This is a genomic window from Methylobacterium sp. BE186 (genome assembly GCF_031457035.1).
GTDB lineage: Bacteria > Pseudomonadota > Alphaproteobacteria > Rhizobiales > Beijerinckiaceae > Methylobacterium > Methylobacterium segetis.
In genome coordinates this window covers 198,631-215,213 of sequence record NZ_JAVDVV010000003.1, presented here as the reverse complement: position 1 = coordinate 215,213, position 16,583 = coordinate 198,631, and the positions used below count along the sequence as shown (strand labels likewise).

14 protein-coding genes are annotated in these 16,583 nt (G+C 71.2%); 12 read left to right on the top strand and 2 right to left on the bottom strand.

What is annotated here, in order from left to right:
• The first annotated feature begins 6 nt into the window (after window positions 1-6).
• Window positions 7-1,293, top strand: a complete 1,287-nt coding sequence (gene coaBC / locus J2X36_RS05130; protein WP_310346999.1) for a bifunctional phosphopantothenoylcysteine decarboxylase/phosphopantothenate--cysteine ligase CoaBC — start codon at window positions 7-9, stop codon at window positions 1,291-1,293.
• A 12-nt stretch (window positions 1,294-1,305) separates the two neighbouring features.
• Here the strand turns inward: coaBC and J2X36_RS05125 are convergent, their stop codons facing one another.
• Window positions 1,306-2,208, bottom strand: a complete 903-nt coding sequence (locus J2X36_RS05125; RefSeq protein ID WP_310346997.1) for a LysR family transcriptional regulator — start codon at window positions 2,206-2,208, stop codon at window positions 1,306-1,308.
• Between the two features lie 98 nt (window positions 2,209-2,306).
• On the opposite strand from J2X36_RS05125, the gene J2X36_RS05120 reads away from it, so the two are divergent.
• Window positions 2,307-2,930: a glutathione S-transferase gene (locus J2X36_RS05120; RefSeq protein ID WP_310346993.1), complete on the top strand. Its 624-nt coding sequence runs from the start codon at window positions 2,307-2,309 to the stop codon at window positions 2,928-2,930.
• Window positions 2,931-2,937: 7 nt separating this feature from the next.
• Window positions 2,938-3,864, top strand: a complete 927-nt coding sequence (locus tag J2X36_RS05115) for a pyridoxamine 5'-phosphate oxidase family protein (RefSeq protein ID WP_310346989.1) — start codon at window positions 2,938-2,940, stop codon at window positions 3,862-3,864.
• Window positions 3,865-3,883: 19 nt separating this feature from the next.
• Here J2X36_RS05115 and speB read toward each other — a convergent pair whose 3' ends face one another.
• Complete coding sequence (speB, locus tag J2X36_RS05110) at window positions 3,884-4,825, bottom strand: agmatinase (RefSeq protein WP_310347197.1); 942 nt, start codon at window positions 4,823-4,825, stop codon at window positions 3,884-3,886.
• Window positions 4,826-5,135: 310 nt separating this feature from the next.
• Between speB and rpsT the strand changes: the two genes are divergently transcribed.
• From rpsT to J2X36_RS05065, 9 genes are all read left to right on the top strand, one after another.
• Window positions 5,136-5,414 (top strand): 30S ribosomal protein S20, encoded by a 279-nt coding sequence (gene rpsT, locus J2X36_RS05105; RefSeq protein ID WP_132254157.1) that lies wholly within the window; start codon window positions 5,136-5,138, stop codon window positions 5,412-5,414.
• A gap of 527 nt (window positions 5,415-5,941) precedes the next feature.
• A complete protein-coding gene (dnaA, locus tag J2X36_RS05100; protein WP_310346985.1) occupies window positions 5,942-7,435 on the top strand; it encodes a chromosomal replication initiator protein DnaA in 1,494 nt (497 codons plus the stop codon).
• Window positions 7,436-7,595: 160 nt separating this feature from the next.
• A complete protein-coding gene (gene dnaN / locus J2X36_RS05095; RefSeq protein WP_132254152.1) occupies window positions 7,596-8,717 on the top strand; it encodes a DNA polymerase III subunit beta in 1,122 nt (373 codons plus the stop codon).
• A gap of 20 nt (window positions 8,718-8,737) precedes the next feature.
• Window positions 8,738-9,919 (top strand): DNA replication/repair protein RecF, encoded by a 1,182-nt coding sequence (recF, locus tag J2X36_RS05090; RefSeq protein WP_405029732.1) that lies wholly within the window; start codon window positions 8,738-8,740, stop codon window positions 9,917-9,919.
• A 269-nt stretch (window positions 9,920-10,188) separates the two neighbouring features.
• Window positions 10,189-12,042, top strand: coding sequence for a DNA helicase RecQ (recQ, locus tag J2X36_RS05085; RefSeq protein WP_310346982.1), 1,854 nt, complete (start codon window positions 10,189-10,191; stop codon window positions 12,040-12,042).
• Window positions 12,043-12,186: 144 nt separating this feature from the next.
• Window positions 12,187-13,392, top strand: a complete 1,206-nt coding sequence (locus J2X36_RS05080; RefSeq protein ID WP_310347192.1) for a hydrolase — start codon at window positions 12,187-12,189, stop codon at window positions 13,390-13,392.
• Window positions 13,393-13,554: 162 nt separating this feature from the next.
• Window positions 13,555-15,780 (top strand): phosphoribosylformylglycinamidine synthase subunit PurL, encoded by a 2,226-nt coding sequence (purL, locus tag J2X36_RS05075; protein WP_310346980.1) that lies wholly within the window; start codon window positions 13,555-13,557, stop codon window positions 15,778-15,780.
• A gap of 31 nt (window positions 15,781-15,811) precedes the next feature.
• On the top strand, window positions 15,812-16,048 hold the full coding sequence (locus tag J2X36_RS05070; RefSeq protein ID WP_109886983.1) for a BolA family protein: 237 nt from the start codon (window positions 15,812-15,814) through the stop codon (window positions 16,046-16,048).
• A 26-nt stretch (window positions 16,049-16,074) separates the two neighbouring features.
• Window positions 16,075-16,569: a DUF29 domain-containing protein gene (locus J2X36_RS05065; RefSeq protein ID WP_310346972.1), complete on the top strand. Its 495-nt coding sequence runs from the start codon at window positions 16,075-16,077 to the stop codon at window positions 16,567-16,569.
• Window positions 16,570-16,583: the final 14 nt, after the last annotated feature.

The window sequence follows — 16,583 nt, the reverse complement described above, 5'->3', positions numbered from 1 at the left end:
CGTCCCATGGAACGTTCATCGGAACAGCCCTCGGACCGGCCCCTGCGGCACCGCCGCATCCTCCTCGTCATCGGCGGGGGGATCGCGGCCTACAAATCCCTCGACCTGATCCGGCGTCTGCGCGAGCGCGGCGCGTCCGTTCGCCCGCTCCTCACCAAGGGGGCGCAGGAATTCGTGACGCCGCTGGCCGCGGCCGCGCTCGCCGGGGAGCGGGCGCACACGGACCTGTTCGACCGGGCGGACGAGGCCGATATCGGCCACATCAAGCTCGCCCGCGACGCCGACGCCGTCGTGGTGGCGCCCGCCACCGCCAACCTGATGGGCCGCATGGCCGGCGGCCTCGCGCCCGATCTCGCCTCGACGGTCCTGCTCGCGACGACGCTGCCGATCCTGATCGCGCCCGCCATGAACGTCCGGATGTGGCAGCACCCGGCCACTCGCCGCAATCTCGCGACGCTCACCGGCGACGGCGTTCGCGTCGTCGGCCCGAACGAGGGCCCGATGGCCGAGGCCGAGCACGGGCCGGGCCGGATGGCCGAGCCCGGCGAGATCGTCGAGGCTGTCGAGGCGATGCTTGCCGCGGCCGTAGGAGACGGCGGCGGGTTCGGATTCTTGGCCGGGCGCCGGCCGGCGGGCCCGCTGGCCGGCCGGCGGGTCCTCGTGACCTCGGGTCCGACCCACGAGCCGATCGATCCGGTGCGCTACATCGCCAACCGCTCCTCCGGCCGCCAGGGCCACGCGATCGCCGCCGCGGCCGCGGCCGCGGGCGCTGCCGTGACCCTCGTCTCAGGGCCGGTCGCGATCCCCGACCCGGAGGGCGTGCACGTCGTCCGGGTGGAGACCGCCCGGGAGATGCTGGCCGCCGTCGAGGGAGCGCTGCCCGCCGATCTCGCGGTCTTCACCGCAGCTGTCGCCGATTTCCGGCCCGCCGAGGCCCGGGACGCGAAGATCAAGAAGGACGGCGCCGCGCCCGCCCCGCTCGGGCTCGTCGAGAACCCGGATATCCTCGCGACGGTCGCGCAGCGTCAGGAGGGCCGCCCGGGCCTCGTCGTCGGCTTCGCGGCCGAGACCGACACGGTCGTGGATTACGCGCGCGCCAAGATCGCCCGGAAGGGCTGCGACCTCATCGTGGCGAACGACGTCTCGCCTGCGGGCGGCGTGATGGGCGGGCAGCGCAACACCGTCCATCTCGTCTCCCGCGACGGCTCGGTCGAGACCTGGCCGACGCTCGACAAGGACGAGGTGGCGCGCCGCCTCGTCGAGGTCTTCGCACGGATGCTGACCGCCCCCTGAGTAGGGCGCGAGCTATGCCTCCTCGCGGATCACGGGGAGGCGCCGCAGGCGCTCGGCGGCGTGATCGAGGAAGGCCGCGATCTTGGGCGGGCGGTGGGCGCCTCCCCGCGCGACGAGCTGGACCGGGATCGGCGGCGGCTCGTGCCCCTTCAGCAGGCGGACGAGGCGGCCCGCCGCCACCTCCTCGGCGACCTGATAGGACAGGACCCGCGCGATGCCGCGTCCGGCCCGGACGGCGATGAGCTGCGCCTCGATCTCGTTGACGAGGAGCCGCGGCGCGAGCCGGACCACGGTGCCCGCCCCGTCCGCCCCGAAGCGCCATTCCCGGACATCCGTGCGGGGCGAGCCGAAGATGGTGTCGTGCCCGGCGAGGTCGGCCGGGCTCTCCGGAATGCCGCGCGCCGCCAGATAGGCGGGGCTCGCCACGAGCACGCGCCTGACAGCGCCGACCCGGCGCACCGCGAGACTCGAATCAGCGAGGTGGTCGATCCGGACCGCGACGTCGAGCCCGTCCTCGATCAGGTCGAGGTTGCGGTCGGCGAGGACGAGTTCGACCTGCGTCTCCGGATGCGCGTCGAGGAAGCTCGCCACGATCGGCGCCACGTGCAGGCGGCCGAACTGGATCGGCGCGGTGACGCGCAGCAGGCCCCGGACCGGCACCTCGGAGAGGCCCGACATCGCGGCCTCATAATCGGCGATCAGACTCCGCGCGCGCTCCGCGAGCAGCCGTCCGGCCTCGGTTGGCGCGAGGCGGCGCGTCGTCCGTTCGATCAGCCGGACCCCGGCCCGATCTTCGAGCCCCGCCAGCGCACGGGTGACGGCCGGCGCCGAGCGCCGGAGCCGGCGCGCCGCGGCAGCGAGGCTGCCCTGGTCCACGATCGCGACGAAGATCGCCAATTCGTCGAGCCGGTCCACGCGATCGTTCCGAAAACTGAAAGTCTGTCCTTCGATCCTGACGGATTTCGGTAGGGAGACGCAAGAATATGGTGGAGGCGTTCCACGGGAGACCCGCCATGTCCCAACCGACCCTGACGCTCCACGGCTTGCGCCTCTCGGGCCACTCGCACCGGGCCGAGCTGTTCCTGTCGCTGCTCGGCCGGCCCTACCGCTTTGTCGAGAGTCCCGGCGACGTGCGGGCGAGCGAGCCCTTCCGGCGCCTCAACCCGCTCGGGCAGATCCCCGTGCTCGTCGACGGAGATGTCGTCATCGCGGACAGCAACGCCATCCTCGTCTACCTCGCCCGGCGCTATGCCCCTGGCAGCGACTGGCTGCCGGACGCGGCGGAGACGGCCGCGCAGGTTCAGCGCTGGCTTTCCATCGCCGCCGGCGAGATCCGCTTCGGGCCGGCCCTCGCCCGGCTGATGATCCTGTTCCGCGCGCAGGCCGACCGCGGTACCGTGGAGGCGACGGCTGCGCGCATCCTCAGCTTCATGGAGGCACATCTCGGTCGTCGCGCCTTCCTCGCCGCCGCGCACCCGACGATCGCGGACATCGCCTGCTACTCCTACGTCGCCCATGCGCCGGAGGGTGGCGTCTCGCTGGAGCCCTACCCGGCGATCCGGGCCTGGCTCGGCCGCATCGAGGCACTGCCGGGCTTCGTGCCCATGCCGCGCTCGCCCCTCCCCACCGCCGCGTGAGGGCGCGATGGATACACCCAGCTTCCACGCCGACGAGGTGGCCGCGCAGGCCCTCGGCGACGGCGTGATCGGCGACACGCCGGCCATCCGCGCCTTCATGCCCGAGCAGCACCGCGGCTTCTTCGCCGGCCTGCCCTACCTCTTCGTCGGCCTCGTCGACCACACGGGGGCCCCGGTGGCCACGCTCCTTTCAGGACCTCCCGGCTTCGTTTCCGCGGAGGATCCGGTCACCCTGCGCGTCTCGGCCCTGCCCCCCGCCGACGACCCCGCCGCGCCCGCGCTCCGGCGCGGAGCCGAGATCGGGCTTCTCGGCCTGGATCTCGCGACGCGCCGGCGCAACCGGGCGAACGGGTCGATCGCCGCGATCGATTCCGCCGGTTTCACGGTCTCGATCGCGCAGAGCTTCGGGAACTGCCCGAAATACATCCAGCGGCGCGACGTCGAGGCGGTTCCGCGCGTCCGCGGCCCGACCGAAGCGCTCGACGGGCTCGACGATAGGGCGCGCGCGCTCATCGAAGGCGCCGACACGTTCCTCGTGGCGAGCCGCGCGCGCGCCGGCATCGGGCCGGCGGGTGGGGCGGACATCTCCCACCGCGGCGGCCGCCCGGGCTTCGTGCGCGTCCAAGGAAACGTGCTGACGATCCCGGATTTTGCCGGCAACCGCTATTTCAACACGCTGGGAAACCTGCTCGGCGAGAAGCGGGCCTCACTGCTCTTCATCGACTTCGAGCGCGGCGACATCCTCACGCTTCAGGGCGAGGCGTTGATCGATTGGAGCGGGGCGGAGGCCGCCGGCTTCGCGGGGGCGCACCGCTCCTGGCGCTTTCGCACGTTGCGCGGTTGGTGGCGCCCTGCCGCGGTTCCGCTGCGCTGGTCCTTCCTCGACGCCTCGCCCTTTCTCACCGGGACGGGCGGCTGGTCCGCTCCGGCCTGACACCCGGGGGGGCGCGCGGTCAGTTGGACGAGCGCCGCCGCGCCACCGCCTCCGCCAGGAGGCACAGGATCTCGAAGGCGAGCGTCCCGCCCGCGAGGGCCGTCACGCCCGTCGGATCCAGAGGGGGCGCGACCTCGACGAGATCGGCGCCGACGAGATCGAGCCCCTGCATCCCCCGCACGAGATAGAGGGCCTCGCGAGCGGTGAAGCCACCCATTTCCGGGGTGCCGGTGCCCGGCGCATAGGCGGGGTCGAGGGAATCGATGTCGAAGCTCAGATAGGCCGGCCCCTCGCCCACGATGGCGCGGGCCTCGGCGACGATCTCCGGCAATCCACGGGCGAGCGTCTCCTCCATGGTGAGGATGCGGATGCCCTGGGCACAGGCCCAGTCCCTCTCGTCGGCGGCATCGAGGCTGCCGCGGATGCCGATCTGCACCGTGCGGCGCGGGTCGAGCACGCCGTCCTCCACCGCCCGCCGGAACGGCGTGCCGTGGGTCAGGCGCATCCCGCCGTACTGGCCGTCATCCGTGTCGCTGTGCGCGTCGATATGCACGAGGCCAAGGGGGCGGCCATCTGCGAGCGCCCGCAGGATCGGATAGGTGACGAGGTGGTCTCCGCCGATGGAGAGGGGCACCACGCCTCCCGCCCTGAGGCCACCGTGGAATGCCTCGATGCGGCGGCATGTATCGGCGGCGTCGAGGGGATTGACGGGCACGTCGCCGAGATCCGCGCAGGCCGCCAGCGCGTAGGGCGCGACGCCCGTGGCCGGATTGAACTGGCGCGTGCCCGTCGAGGCCTCCCGCACGGCGCGGGGGCCGAGCCTGGCGCCCGGCCGGTTCGTGGTCGCGCCGTCGAAGGGTATGCCGACGAGGCCGATGTCGATCTCGCCCGCCGCCGCGGAGGGGGCGAGGACGGGCAGGCGCATGAAACTCGCCACGCCCGCGTAGCGCGGCGTCTCCATGCCGGAGGCGGGCCGAAACCGGGCGATGCGCTCCGAGGGTGTTCCGCTCGCCGCGCTGAACCTCTGCCCCACCCTGGACCTCCGTCGGCTGCGAGGTTCGGATCATCGGACAGGGGGGCTTCCGGGATCAAGCCACCCGAGCCGGTGCTCGCGTTGACGACTCAAGGGTGTGCGCGTATAGGACCCGCTCCGCCGAGGGCTTGCGCTTTTCGCGAACCCTCGGCTTCGCCATTGCCTGACAACATCACGCGTTGACCGACATGCGGCCGCTCCCGGCCGGTCGGTACCGCCCGACCAGACGAGGATGCCCATGGCCAACACCGTGTCGGCCAAGAAGATGACCCGCAAGATCGCCAAGCGTACGGCGATCAACCGTTCGCGCCGCTCGCGCATGCGCACCTTCGTCCGCAAGGTCGAGGAGGCGATCGCCTCCGGCAACGCCGAGACGGCCCTCACCGCCCTCCGGAGCGCCGAGCCCGAAATCATGCGGGCCGCTCAGCATGGCATCGTGCACAAGAACAATGCGTCCCGGAAGGTCTCGCGCCTCGCCGCGCGCGTGAAGTCGCTGAGTGCCGCTCCGGCGGCCTGACACGCTCCTCCCCGGAACGCTGACGATCGAGCCCGGCCTTCGCGCCGGGCTTTTTCATGTCCGTCGTCCGGCGCGTGCTGTGCCGCCCGGCCGGCGCCTGCGATCTGTCGCGAGCGTCCGCGACCGCTCGAAGCCGGCTTCATGCACCTTCCGTTAACTCTGTTCGGGAATCGGCCTCGTTGCGGCTGCTTCGCCTCCAGTGTAGCTTAACAAACGCTAACGCAATTTCAGACACTTCTCCCCTTGCGCGCACCGGGACCGAATCGTTTGCAAGATCAGTCGCGTGCCTCGACTCTGCGCGTCTCGGCCGAGCGATGTTCGGGGCCGGTTTTGCCTTTCCCCGTAAGTCCCACTGTTAGGAGAACCGTAGCGAATTGTTGATAGGCTGTCCCTGTCGGCAAAAGACCGCGGTCTAGGGCTTGACTCTGCTGATGATCTGCGTCTGGCACGAGAGTGCGGGGCGTCAAGCGTGGTGTTGAGTACGCTCCGAACGGCGGTCCTCCGCCCTCTGGGCGAGGAGAGCGAGAATGCGTGTGGACGGCAGCTTGGCGGACGGCGGGAACGGGGATAACGGCTCGGGAGGGCACGAGATCGCCGCCGCTTGGTCGCGCGTGAAGCGACGCCTGCGGGCGGAGCTCGGGGAAGATGTCTTCGCGAGCTGGTTCGCGCGGCTCGAACTGGAGGAGGTCTCCGCCGGCACGGCCCGCCTGACGGTCCCGACCCGCTTCCTCAAGAGCTGGATCGAGTCCCACTACCTGGACCGCGTGCTCACCACCTTCCGCAGCGAGGCCGACGAGGTCGCGCGCATCGAGGTCTCCGTGCGCGGCGCTGCGGCCCCCATCCGCCCGGTCGCCGGCGGCGTGGCCAAGACGAACCCGACGAGCGGCCCGCTTGCCCGGCTGCACGCGGCCGGCGCGGCCGCTCCGGCACCCATGCCGGCCGCCGAGCCCGAGAGCATCGTCCGCGGCGAGCCGGCAGACCTGAACGGCGCGCCCCTCGACGTGCGCCTCACCTTCGCGAGCTTCGTCGTCGGCCGCTCGAACGCGCTGGCGCACGCGGCGGCCGAGCGCGTCGCCCGGCACGACGGCGAGGGTGCCCTCTACAATCCGCTCTACTTCCACGCGGGCGTCGGCCTCGGCAAGACGCACCTGCTGCACGGCATCGGCCACGCCGCCCGCGATGCGGGCCGCCGGGTGATCTACCTGACGGCAGACCGCTTCATGTACGGCTTCGTCAACGCCCTGAAGACGCAGAATGCCCTCGCCTTCAAGGAGCGCCTGCGGGCGATCGACCTCCTCATCCTCGACGATGTGCAGTTCATCCAGGGCAAGTCGATCCAGGCCGAGTTCGGGCACACCATCAACGCCTTGATCGACGCCGGCCGGCAGGTCGTCGTCGCCTCCGACCGCCCGCCGACCGAGCTCGAAGCCCTCGACGAGCGCGTGCGCTCGCGCCTCGCAGGCGGCCTCGTGGTCGAGATCGGCAATCTCGACGAGCAGCTGCGCACCTCGATCCTCGCCGCGCGGCTCGCCGCCGTGCGGGCGAGCCACCCGAATTTCGAGGTCTCCCCGACGGTGGCCGCCTACGTCGCCAAGGCGATCACGGCGAACGGCCGCGATCTCGAGGGCGCGGTGAACCGGCTCCTCGCCCACGCCACGCTGACCGGCACCGCCGTGACGCTGGAGACCGCCGAGACCGCGATCCGCGACCTCGTGAAGAACCGCGAGCCGAAGCGCATCAAGATCGAGGACATCCAGAAGCTGGTGGCCTCCCGCTACAACGTCTCGCGCTCCGACATCCTGTCCGAGCGGCGCACCGCCGCCGTCGTGAAGCCGCGCCAGATCGCCATGTATCTCTCGAAGGTGCTGACGCTACGCTCGCTGCCCGAGATCGGCCGCCGCTTCGGCGGGCGCGATCACACCACGGTGCTGCACGCCGTGCGCAAGATCGAGAAGCAGATCGGCGAGGACGCGGTACTCGGCGACGAGGTCGAGCTCCTGAAGCGGATGCTGCAGGATTGAGGCGGCGGCCGGGGCCCTTGCGCCCCGGCCTAAGCCCGGGACGGCGCGAATCGCCGTCTTGCGTTCGCCGCGCCCCTTCGCCAAGCTGGCCGGCCAGGGTCCCGGAGCACCCGGGCTGCCGGCCGCGGCAGGGCTTTTTCGAACACCAGAGTTTATTGCGATGAGAGTGACAGTCGAGCGCGCGGCCCTCCTTCGGTCGCTCGGCCACGTGCACCGCGTCGTCGAGCGGCGGAACACGATCCCGATCCTCTCGAACGTTCTCCTGCGCGCGGACGAGGGCGGCCTGCAGCTGAAGGCGACCGACCTCGACATCGAGGTCACGGAAACGGTGCCGGCCGACGTGGTGGATGCCGGCGCCACCACCGTTCCGGCGCACGTGATCTACGATATCGTCCGCAAGCTGCCGGACGGAGCCCAGGTCTCGCTCGAGACGGGGTCGGATTCCGGCCAGATGACGATCCGCTCCGGCCGCTCGCGCTTCTCCCTCGGCGCCCTGCCCGAGGGCGACTTCCCCGATCTCGCCGCGGGCGAGCTTCCCCACCGCTTCACGCTCGCCGCCGCCGACCTCAAGCGCCTCATCGACAAGACGCAGTTCGCGATCTCGACGGAGGAGACGCGCTACTACCTCAACGGCATCTACCTGCACACGCTGGAGGCCGAGGGCAGCCTCAAGATGCGGGCGGTCGCCACCGACGGCCACCGCCTCGCCCGCGTCGAGATGGAGGCGCCGGAGGGCAGCCGCGGCATGCCCGGCATCATCGTGCCCCGCAAGGCGGTGGCCGAGATCCAGAAGCTCGTCGACGACGGCGGCGAGAGCGTCGAGATCGAGCTGTCGCCGGCCAAGATCCGGCTCCAGTTCGCGAGCGGGGTCGTCCTGATCTCGAAGCTCATCGACGGCACCTTCCCCGATTACCAGCGCGTCATCCCGACGGGCAACGACAAGCGCCTGACAGTGGAGCGCGAGCCCTTCGCCAAGGCGGTCGACCGCGTTTCGACGATCTCCTCCGAGCGGGGCCGGGCCGTGAAGCTCGGGCTGCAGGAGGGCCGCCTCGCGCTCTCCGTGAACAACCCGGATTCCGGCAGCGCGACGGAAGAGCTCGACGTCGATTACGAGGCGGCGAGCCTCGATATCGGCTTCAACGCCCGCTACCTTCTCGACATCACGGGCCAGCTCGAAGGCGACACCGCCCTGTTCAAGCTCGCCGATCCGGGCTCCCCCACGGTGATCCAGGACCGCGACGGCGCGGCGGCGCTCTACGTGCTGATGCCGATGCGAGTGTGAGCGGGCCGGGAGATTCCCCGATCGTCTCCGGAGGTGATGGTTCGCGCGATGTGGCGAATGGCGGCCAGCGCCTCAGCCGCCTGATCGCCCGCGATTTCCGCAATCACGCCGACCTCGATCTCCGGCTCGACCGGCGCTTCGTCGCCCTGGTCGGCGAGAACGGCGCGGGCAAGACCAACCTGCTTGAGGCGATCTCCCTGTTCTCGCCGGGCCGCGGCCTGCGGCGGGCGGATTTCGCCACGATGGCGCGCGTCGGCGGACCCGGCGGCTTCGCCGTGTCGCTGACGCTCGCACGCGACGAATCCGAGCACCGACTGGGCACCGGCTACGAGCCGCCGGCCTACGAGGCGCGGGCAAGCCGGATCTGCCGGATCGACGGGGCGGGCGTCCACTCGCCGGTCGCCTTCGCCGAGTTCCTGCGCATCGTCTGGCTGACCCCGGATCTCGACGGTCTGTTTCGCGGGCCGGCGGGCGACCGAAGGCGCTTCCTCGACCGGCTGGTGCTGGCGGTCGATGCCGGCCACGGCGCCCGGGTGAGCGCGATGGAGCGGGCCCTGCGCTCGCGCAACCGTCTGTTGGAGGAACGCCCCGGCGACGGCCAGTGGCTCGACGCGATCGAGCGCGAAGTGGCCGAGCTCGGCGTCGCCGTGGCGCTCGCCCGCCGCGAGACCGTGGAGCGCCTCGACCGCCTGATCGCCGAGACTCGCGACGACGCGCAGCCCTTCCCCTGGGCCAGCGTGCGTCTGGAGGGCGACCTCGACGACCTCGTCGCCGTCTGGCCCGCCATCGAGGCCGAGGATCGCTTCCGCCTCGCGCTGCGCCAGGGCCGGCACCGCGACCGAGCGGCCGGCCGAACCCTGACGGGGCCGCAGACCACCGACCTCACCGTGCGCCACGGCCCGAAGGACGTGCCGGCCGCAACCGCCTCGACCGGCGAGCAGAAGGCCCTGTTGATCGGCCTCGTCCTGGCGCATGCCCGTCTCGTCCAGGCGATGAGCGGGCTCGCGCCCATCATCCTTCTCGACGAGGTCGCCGCCCATCTCGACCCCCGCCGCCGGGCGGGCCTGTTCGACGCGCTGGAGGCGCTGCCCGGTCAGGTCTGGATGACCGGCGCCGACGAGGCCCTGTTCGCGGAGCTCGGCGCGCGTGCGGACATGGTGCGCGTGGCCGACGGGCACATCGTGCCGCCGGACGCTGCCTGAGAAGCCTCACCGGGCGAGGGCGGCCGACCGGCTCCGAGGGCGGCAGCGACGCTTCGCGCCGTTGCGGTCCGTCAGCGAGCGCCGTAGGCAACGCCGCGGTCTTGCCGAGGCGGGCGATGAGGGCCAGCTTCCGGGAAGCCGGGCGCCGACCGCGCCCGCGATCGTGCGTGACGTGGCTGCGCGCCTCGATCCGCTACGATAGGGTGCCCTCCCGTGTCGGCGCAGCGTAGGCCGCCGATCATTCTCCGTTCCGAGCCCCGACGAGTCCCATGACCCAACGTCTCGACGAGGCCCGCGCCGCGCTTCGAGCCACCTTCGGCTACGACGATTTCCGGCCGGGCCAGGCCGAGGTGATCGAGGCCGTGCTCGACGGGTCGGACGTGTTCGCCGTGATGCCGACGGGCTCCGGCAAGTCGATGACCTACCAGCTGCCGGCCCTCGTCGAATCCGATCTCACCGTGGTTGTCTCGCCGTTGATCGCGCTCATGCACGATCAGGTGCAGCAGATGCTCGCCTTCGGCATCGAGGCCGCCACGCTGAACTCCTCCGTGCCGGAATCCCAGGGCCGCGAGACCTGGCGCAAGATCCGTTCGCGCGAGCTGCGCCTCCTCTTCGTCTCGCCCGAGCGGCTCCTCATGGACGGCTGCATGGAGGCGCTGCGGGGCGCGGGCGTCCGGCGGCTCGCCGTCGACGAGGCGCATTGCGTCTCGCAATGGGGGCACGATTTCCGGCCCGAATACCGCGACATCGCCCGCGCCCGCGAGGCGCTCGGCAATGTGCAGGTGCTGGCGCTCACCGCCACGGCCGACGCGGCGACGCGCTCCGACATCGCCGAGCGGCTGTTTCCTGCGGGACGCGCGGCGAAGACCTTCGTCCATTCCTTCGACCGGCCGAACATCCGGCTCACCTTCGTGCCGAAGGACAACCCCACCCGCCAGATCGAGCGCTTCCTGCGCCACCGCCGCGCGGAGAGCGGGATCATCTATTGCTCGTCCCGAAAGCGCACGGAGCAGCTTGCCGAGTCGCTGACGAAGGACGGGTTCAACGCGCTGCCCTACCATGCCGGCCTCGACCAGGGCACGCGCATGCGCAACCAGGACCGCTTCCTGCAGGAGGACGGCGTGGTGATGACGGCGACCGTCGCCTTCGGCATGGGCATCAACAAGCCGGATGTGCGCTTCGTCTGCCATGCCGACATGCCCTCGAACGTCGAGGGCTACTACCAGGAGATCGGCCGCGCCGGCCGCGACGGGCTGCCGGCCGACACGCTGACCATCTACGGCCTCGACGACATGGCGCTGCGCCGCCGCCAGATCGACGAGAAGGAGATTTCCGACGAGCGCCGCCGGGTCGAGCGCCGCAAGCTCGAGGCGATGATCGCGCTCTGCGAGGGCGCTTCCTGCCGGCGGCAATCGCTGCTCGCCTATTTCGGCGAGACGAGCGGGCCGTGCGGCCGCTGCGATCTCTGCCGCGGCGGCGTCACCCTCATCGACGGCACGGTCTCGGCGCAGAAGGTGCTCTCGGCGATCGTCCGCACCGGGCAGCGCTTCGGCGCGGCCTATATCTGCGACGTGGTGGGCGGCAAGGAGAGCGAATCGATCCGCCGCAACGGCCACGCCCAGCTCAAGACGTTCGGGGTCGGCTCCGACAAGCCGGTAGCGGCCTGGCGCGCCATCCTGCGCCAGCTCTTCGCGGCGGGCGCGGTCGCCGAGAACGGCGACGGTTTCGGCGGCCTCTCGATGACGGAGAAGGGCGAGGCGATCCTGTTCGGGCGGGAGCCGATCCAGCTCAGGCCGGACCCGGAGCCGAAGGCCGCCGAGCCGCGCGAGCGCCGCCGCACGGCTGCCCGCGACGACGAGGCGATGGCGCTCGGCGAGGCGGACGAGGCCCTGTTCCAGCACCTGCGGGGCCTGCGCGCGACGATCGCGCGCGCCGAGGGCATCGCGGCGTTCATGGTCTTTCCAGACCGGACGCTGATCGAGATGGCGCGCCAGAAGCCCGTGGATCTCTGGGCGCTACGCTCGGTTCACGGAGTCGGCGAGCGCAAGCGCGAGGCCTATGGGGAGCGCTTCGTCGCGGCCATCGCGGATTTCCTCGCCCAGCCCCAGGCCGAGCGGGCCTGAGCCGCCGAGCCGGCACTCCGCGACGGCCAGGCGCCGCGCCGCCTGTAGCCACTGCCCGCGGTTCAGCGTATGCCCGCCTCGTTCCCGCAGCCCTCGATCCCGGACGAGTCCGCCATCTCACGACGCGATCCCCATCCCGCGCCGATCCGCCAGGTGTTCTACATGCCGGGCTTCGACCCGCGCCCGCCCGAGACGTACTGGGGGCTGTTCCGGCGGGAGAGCCGGCTCACGGCCTCCCGGCGCGGGCACGCCATCGCGGTGGGCGACGCCGTGCGGGCCGCCGACGGCCTCAGCCTCGACTGGACGGTCACGTTCGACGAGCGGACGACGCGCTACGGGCTGCTGCGGTGGGACGACATCGTGGCGGCCCGCTTCCCCCTGCCGAACTGGCGCCGGCTGCGGGACGTGCCCGTTCTGTGGTGGCGGCTCTGGCGCACCGGGTACCTCCGGCGGTTCCGGCGGGAGGCGCGCCGCTTCTCGACCATCATCTTCGGCGTCCACCAGATCTACCTGGGACTGGTGCTCCTGAGCCTCGTCCTCGCGGCCGGGCTGATCGCCCTCCTGCCGGCCGCTGTGCGGCCCTGGTCCTATCTCGCCCTTCCCGCGATCGCCTACGTCGTGCTCGCCCTCCTGACCCATCTCACCCGCGGCAGGCCGTTCTACGTCGCACACCTCGTCGACGACACCACCTTCACGCACGACCACGCGAGCGGTGCCGAAACCCGGATGCACGCGCGCCTCGACGCGTTCGCCGAGCGCATCCGCTCCGCGGAGGGCACGGCGCCGGAGATCGTCGTGATCGGGCATTCCTCGTCGAGCTTTCTCGCCATCGAGGCCCTCGACCGCATCCTCGCCCGCGACCCCGATTTCGGCCGCCGCGGCACGCCGGTGACCCTCGTCACGATCGGCAGCGTGATTCCCTGGATCGGCCTCGATCCGCTGGCGGACCGGGCGCGCGCGGCCCTGGCCCGCGTCGCCGCGGCCACGGCGATCGGTTGGCTCGACGTGCGGGCCGATTGGGACTGGCTCTCCATCCACCTGCGCGACCCGCTGGCCGCCTCGAACGTCCCCTCGCCCGGGCCGGGCCGACCGGCCGTCATCCGCGTGCGGCTGCAGGATCTCGTCGCGCCGGAATTGCTGAGGCGGAAGACCCGCCAGTACAACCTGTTCCAGACCCACTTCCAGCTTCTGATGTCGGCCCACGAGCCCGACGCCTTCGACTACATCGCGCTCGTCGCCGGCCCCGAGCCCGTTCACGCCGTCGTGGCGCGGGCGCGCGCCGCCCGTGACCCCGCCCCGCACGCGCCGGGTTGCCCGCAACCCGAAATCCCGGCGGCAACCTTGAGCTAAGCGTTTACAATCCGATCTGAATACATGATGCGAAGCGATCGATTGTTGCCAGCCCGGACGCTTCCGCTCTAGAGCCGTCGCCAGAGCGGCCACCCGCACGGGGACGAGGAACACCTCCGTCCGCCTCGTGCGGGACGGCCCGAATTCCGTCGAGACCGCCGCATGTTCCGAAACGACGTTCCCATCACTCCGGATCTCGTCCGCCAGCACGGCCTGACGCCGGACGAGTACGAGCGCTTCCGCGGGCTGATCGGGCGCGACCCGACCCTGACCGAACTCGGCATCGTCTCGGCGATGTGGAACGAGCACTGCTCCTACAAGTCCTCGCGCAAGCACCTGCGCGGCCTGCCGACGAGCGCGCCCTGGGTCATCCAGGGCCCCGGCGAGAATGCCGGCGTGATCGACATCGGCGACGGGCTCGCCTGCGTCTTCAAGATGGAGAGCCACAACCACCCGAGCTTCATCGAGCCCTACCAGGGCGCGGCGACCGGCGTCGGGGGCATCCTGCGCGACGTTTTCACCATGGGCGCGAGGCCCATCGCGGCGCTGAACGCGCTCCGCTTCGGCTCGCCGGACCACCCGCGCACGCGCCACCTCGTCTCGGGCGTGGTCGCCGGCATCGCGGGCTACGGCAATTCCTTCGGTGTGCCGACCGTGGGCGGGGCGGTCGGCTTCCACCCGCGCTACGACGGCAACATCCTCGTCAACGCCATGGCGGTGGGCCTCGCGAGGACGGATTCGATCTTCTACGCGGCGGCGACCGGCGTCGGGAACCCGATCGTCTATCTCGGCTCGAAGACCGGCCGCGACGGGATCCACGGCGCGACCATGGCCTCGGCCGAGTTCGATGAGGCCTCCGAGTCGAAGCGGCCGACCGTCCAGGTCGGCGACCCCTTCGCGGAGAAGCTCCTGCTCGAAGCCTGCCTGGAGCTGATGGCCTCAGGCGCCGTGATCGCGATCCAGGACATGGGCGCGGCGGGCCTGACCTGCTCGGCAGTCGAGATGGGCGCCAAGGGCGATCTCGGCGTGGAGCTCGACATCGACAAGGTGCCGGCCCGCGAGGAGGGCATGACGCCCTACGAGATGATGCTCTCGGAGAGCCAGGAGCGCATGCTCATGGTGCTCAAGCCCGGCATGGAACGGGAGGCGGAAGCCATCTTCGTGAAGTGGGGCCTCGACTTCGCGGTGATCGGGCACACCACCGACACGCTCCGCTTCGTCATCAAGTGGCACGGCGAGACCGTTGCCGACCTCCCGATCAAGGAACTCGGCGACGAGGCTCCGCTCTACGACCGGCCGCACCGCTCGAACGTGCACCTGCCGATCCTCAACGCCTCGGAGGTGCCGGAGCCGCCCTCGCTCACCGATGCGCTGAAGCGCCTCGTCGGCTCGCCCGACCTCGCCTCGAAGCGCTGGGTCTACGAGCAGTACGACCACTTCATCCTCGGCAACACCGTCGAGACCCCGGGCGGCGACGCCGCGATCGTGCGCGTCGAGGACGGGCCGAAGGGCCTTGCGCTCACCACCGACGTGACGCCCCGCTACTGCGAGGCGGACCCGGTCGAGGGCGGCCGGCAGGCCGTGGCCGAGGCGTGGCGCAACATCACGGCGGTCGGCGGGCGCCCGCTCGCCATCACCGACAACCTGAATTTCGGCAACCCCGAGAAGCCCGAGGTGATGGGCCAGCTCGTCGGCTGCCTCCAGGGCATCGGCGAGGCCTGCCGGGCGCTCGACTTCCCCGTCGTGTCGGGCAACGTCTCGCTCTACAACGAGACGAACGGCGTCGGCATCCTGCCGACCCCGACGATCGGCGGCGTCGGCGTGCTCGACGACGTCGAGCGGCGCGCCGGCATCGCCCTCAGGCGCGAGGGCGACGCCCTGCTCCTGATCGGCGCGACGGACGGCTGGCTTGGCCAATCGACCTATCTGGCGGTGATCGAGGGCCGTGAGGAGGGTGCGCCCCCGCCCGTGGATCTCGGGATCGAGCGCCGCAACGGCGACTTCGTGCGCGGGCTGATCACGTCGGGCCTCGTCGACACGGTCCACGACCTCTCGGATGGCGGCCTCGCCGTCGCGCTCGCCGAGATGGCGATGGCCGGCAATATCGGTGCGGCGTTGCCCGAGGTGCCGATGGACCTGCCCGCCCACGCCTACCTGTTCGGTGAGGACCAGGGCCGCTACCTCATCGCGGTGGATCCCGAGACGGCCACCGAGATCCTCTACAGCGCCTCCGCGCAGGGGATCGACGCGGGCGTCGTCGGCGTGACCGGGACCGAGCATTTGACCCTGCCAGGCGGGCAGACCATATCGGTCGCGGAACTGCGCGAGGCGAACCAGGGCTGGTTCCCGGCCTACATGGCGAGCCAGCCCGCCGGCGCGGCGGCCTGATCCCTCCCTCCGAGACCCGAGGAGCCAGACGATGCCGATGGACGCGCGCGAGATCGAGGCGATGATCCGCGAGGCCCTGCCCGACGCGCAGATCGAGATCAAGGATCTCGCCGGCGACGGCGACCACTACGCCGCCACCGTCATCTCCTCGGCCTTCCGGGGCAAGACCCGCGTCGCCCAGCACCAGATGGTCTACGGCGCGCTCCAGGGGCGGATGGGGGGCGTTCTCCACGCTCTTGCGCTGACGACGGGCGTCCCCCAGGATTGAAGGGCGAACGCGGGACCGAGGGCCCGATGGATCACCCGAGCCTCTACGACGACGACATCGTGACCTGGGCGGAGACGCAGGCGGCGGCTCTGCGCGAGCTCGGCGCGCGAGCGGACTCTTCGAACGCCGTCGACTGGGAAAACGTCGCCGAGGAGATCGAGAGCGTGGGACGGTCCCAGATCCACGCCGTCGAGAGCCTCCTCGCGCAGATCCTGTCGCATCTCCTCAAGCAGGTCTCGGCACCGGCAGCGCGTGCGAACATCCACTGGCGCGAGGAGGTCCTGACCTTCCACGCGGCGGTCGTGGTCCGGTACGAGAATTCGATGCGTCAGCGAATCCGCTGGGATCAGACCTGGAAGTTGGCACAGACCATCGCCAATTCCAGTCTCATCGCTTACGGCGACGCGCTGCTGCCACGCCTTCCGGAGGCGTGCCCCATCGCGCTGGAGGAGATTCTGGCTCAGCCGATCGACATCGATGCAGCACTTCGCCGGATTGCGGATGCGACGTCCCAGCATTGACCCGCGGCGTTCGT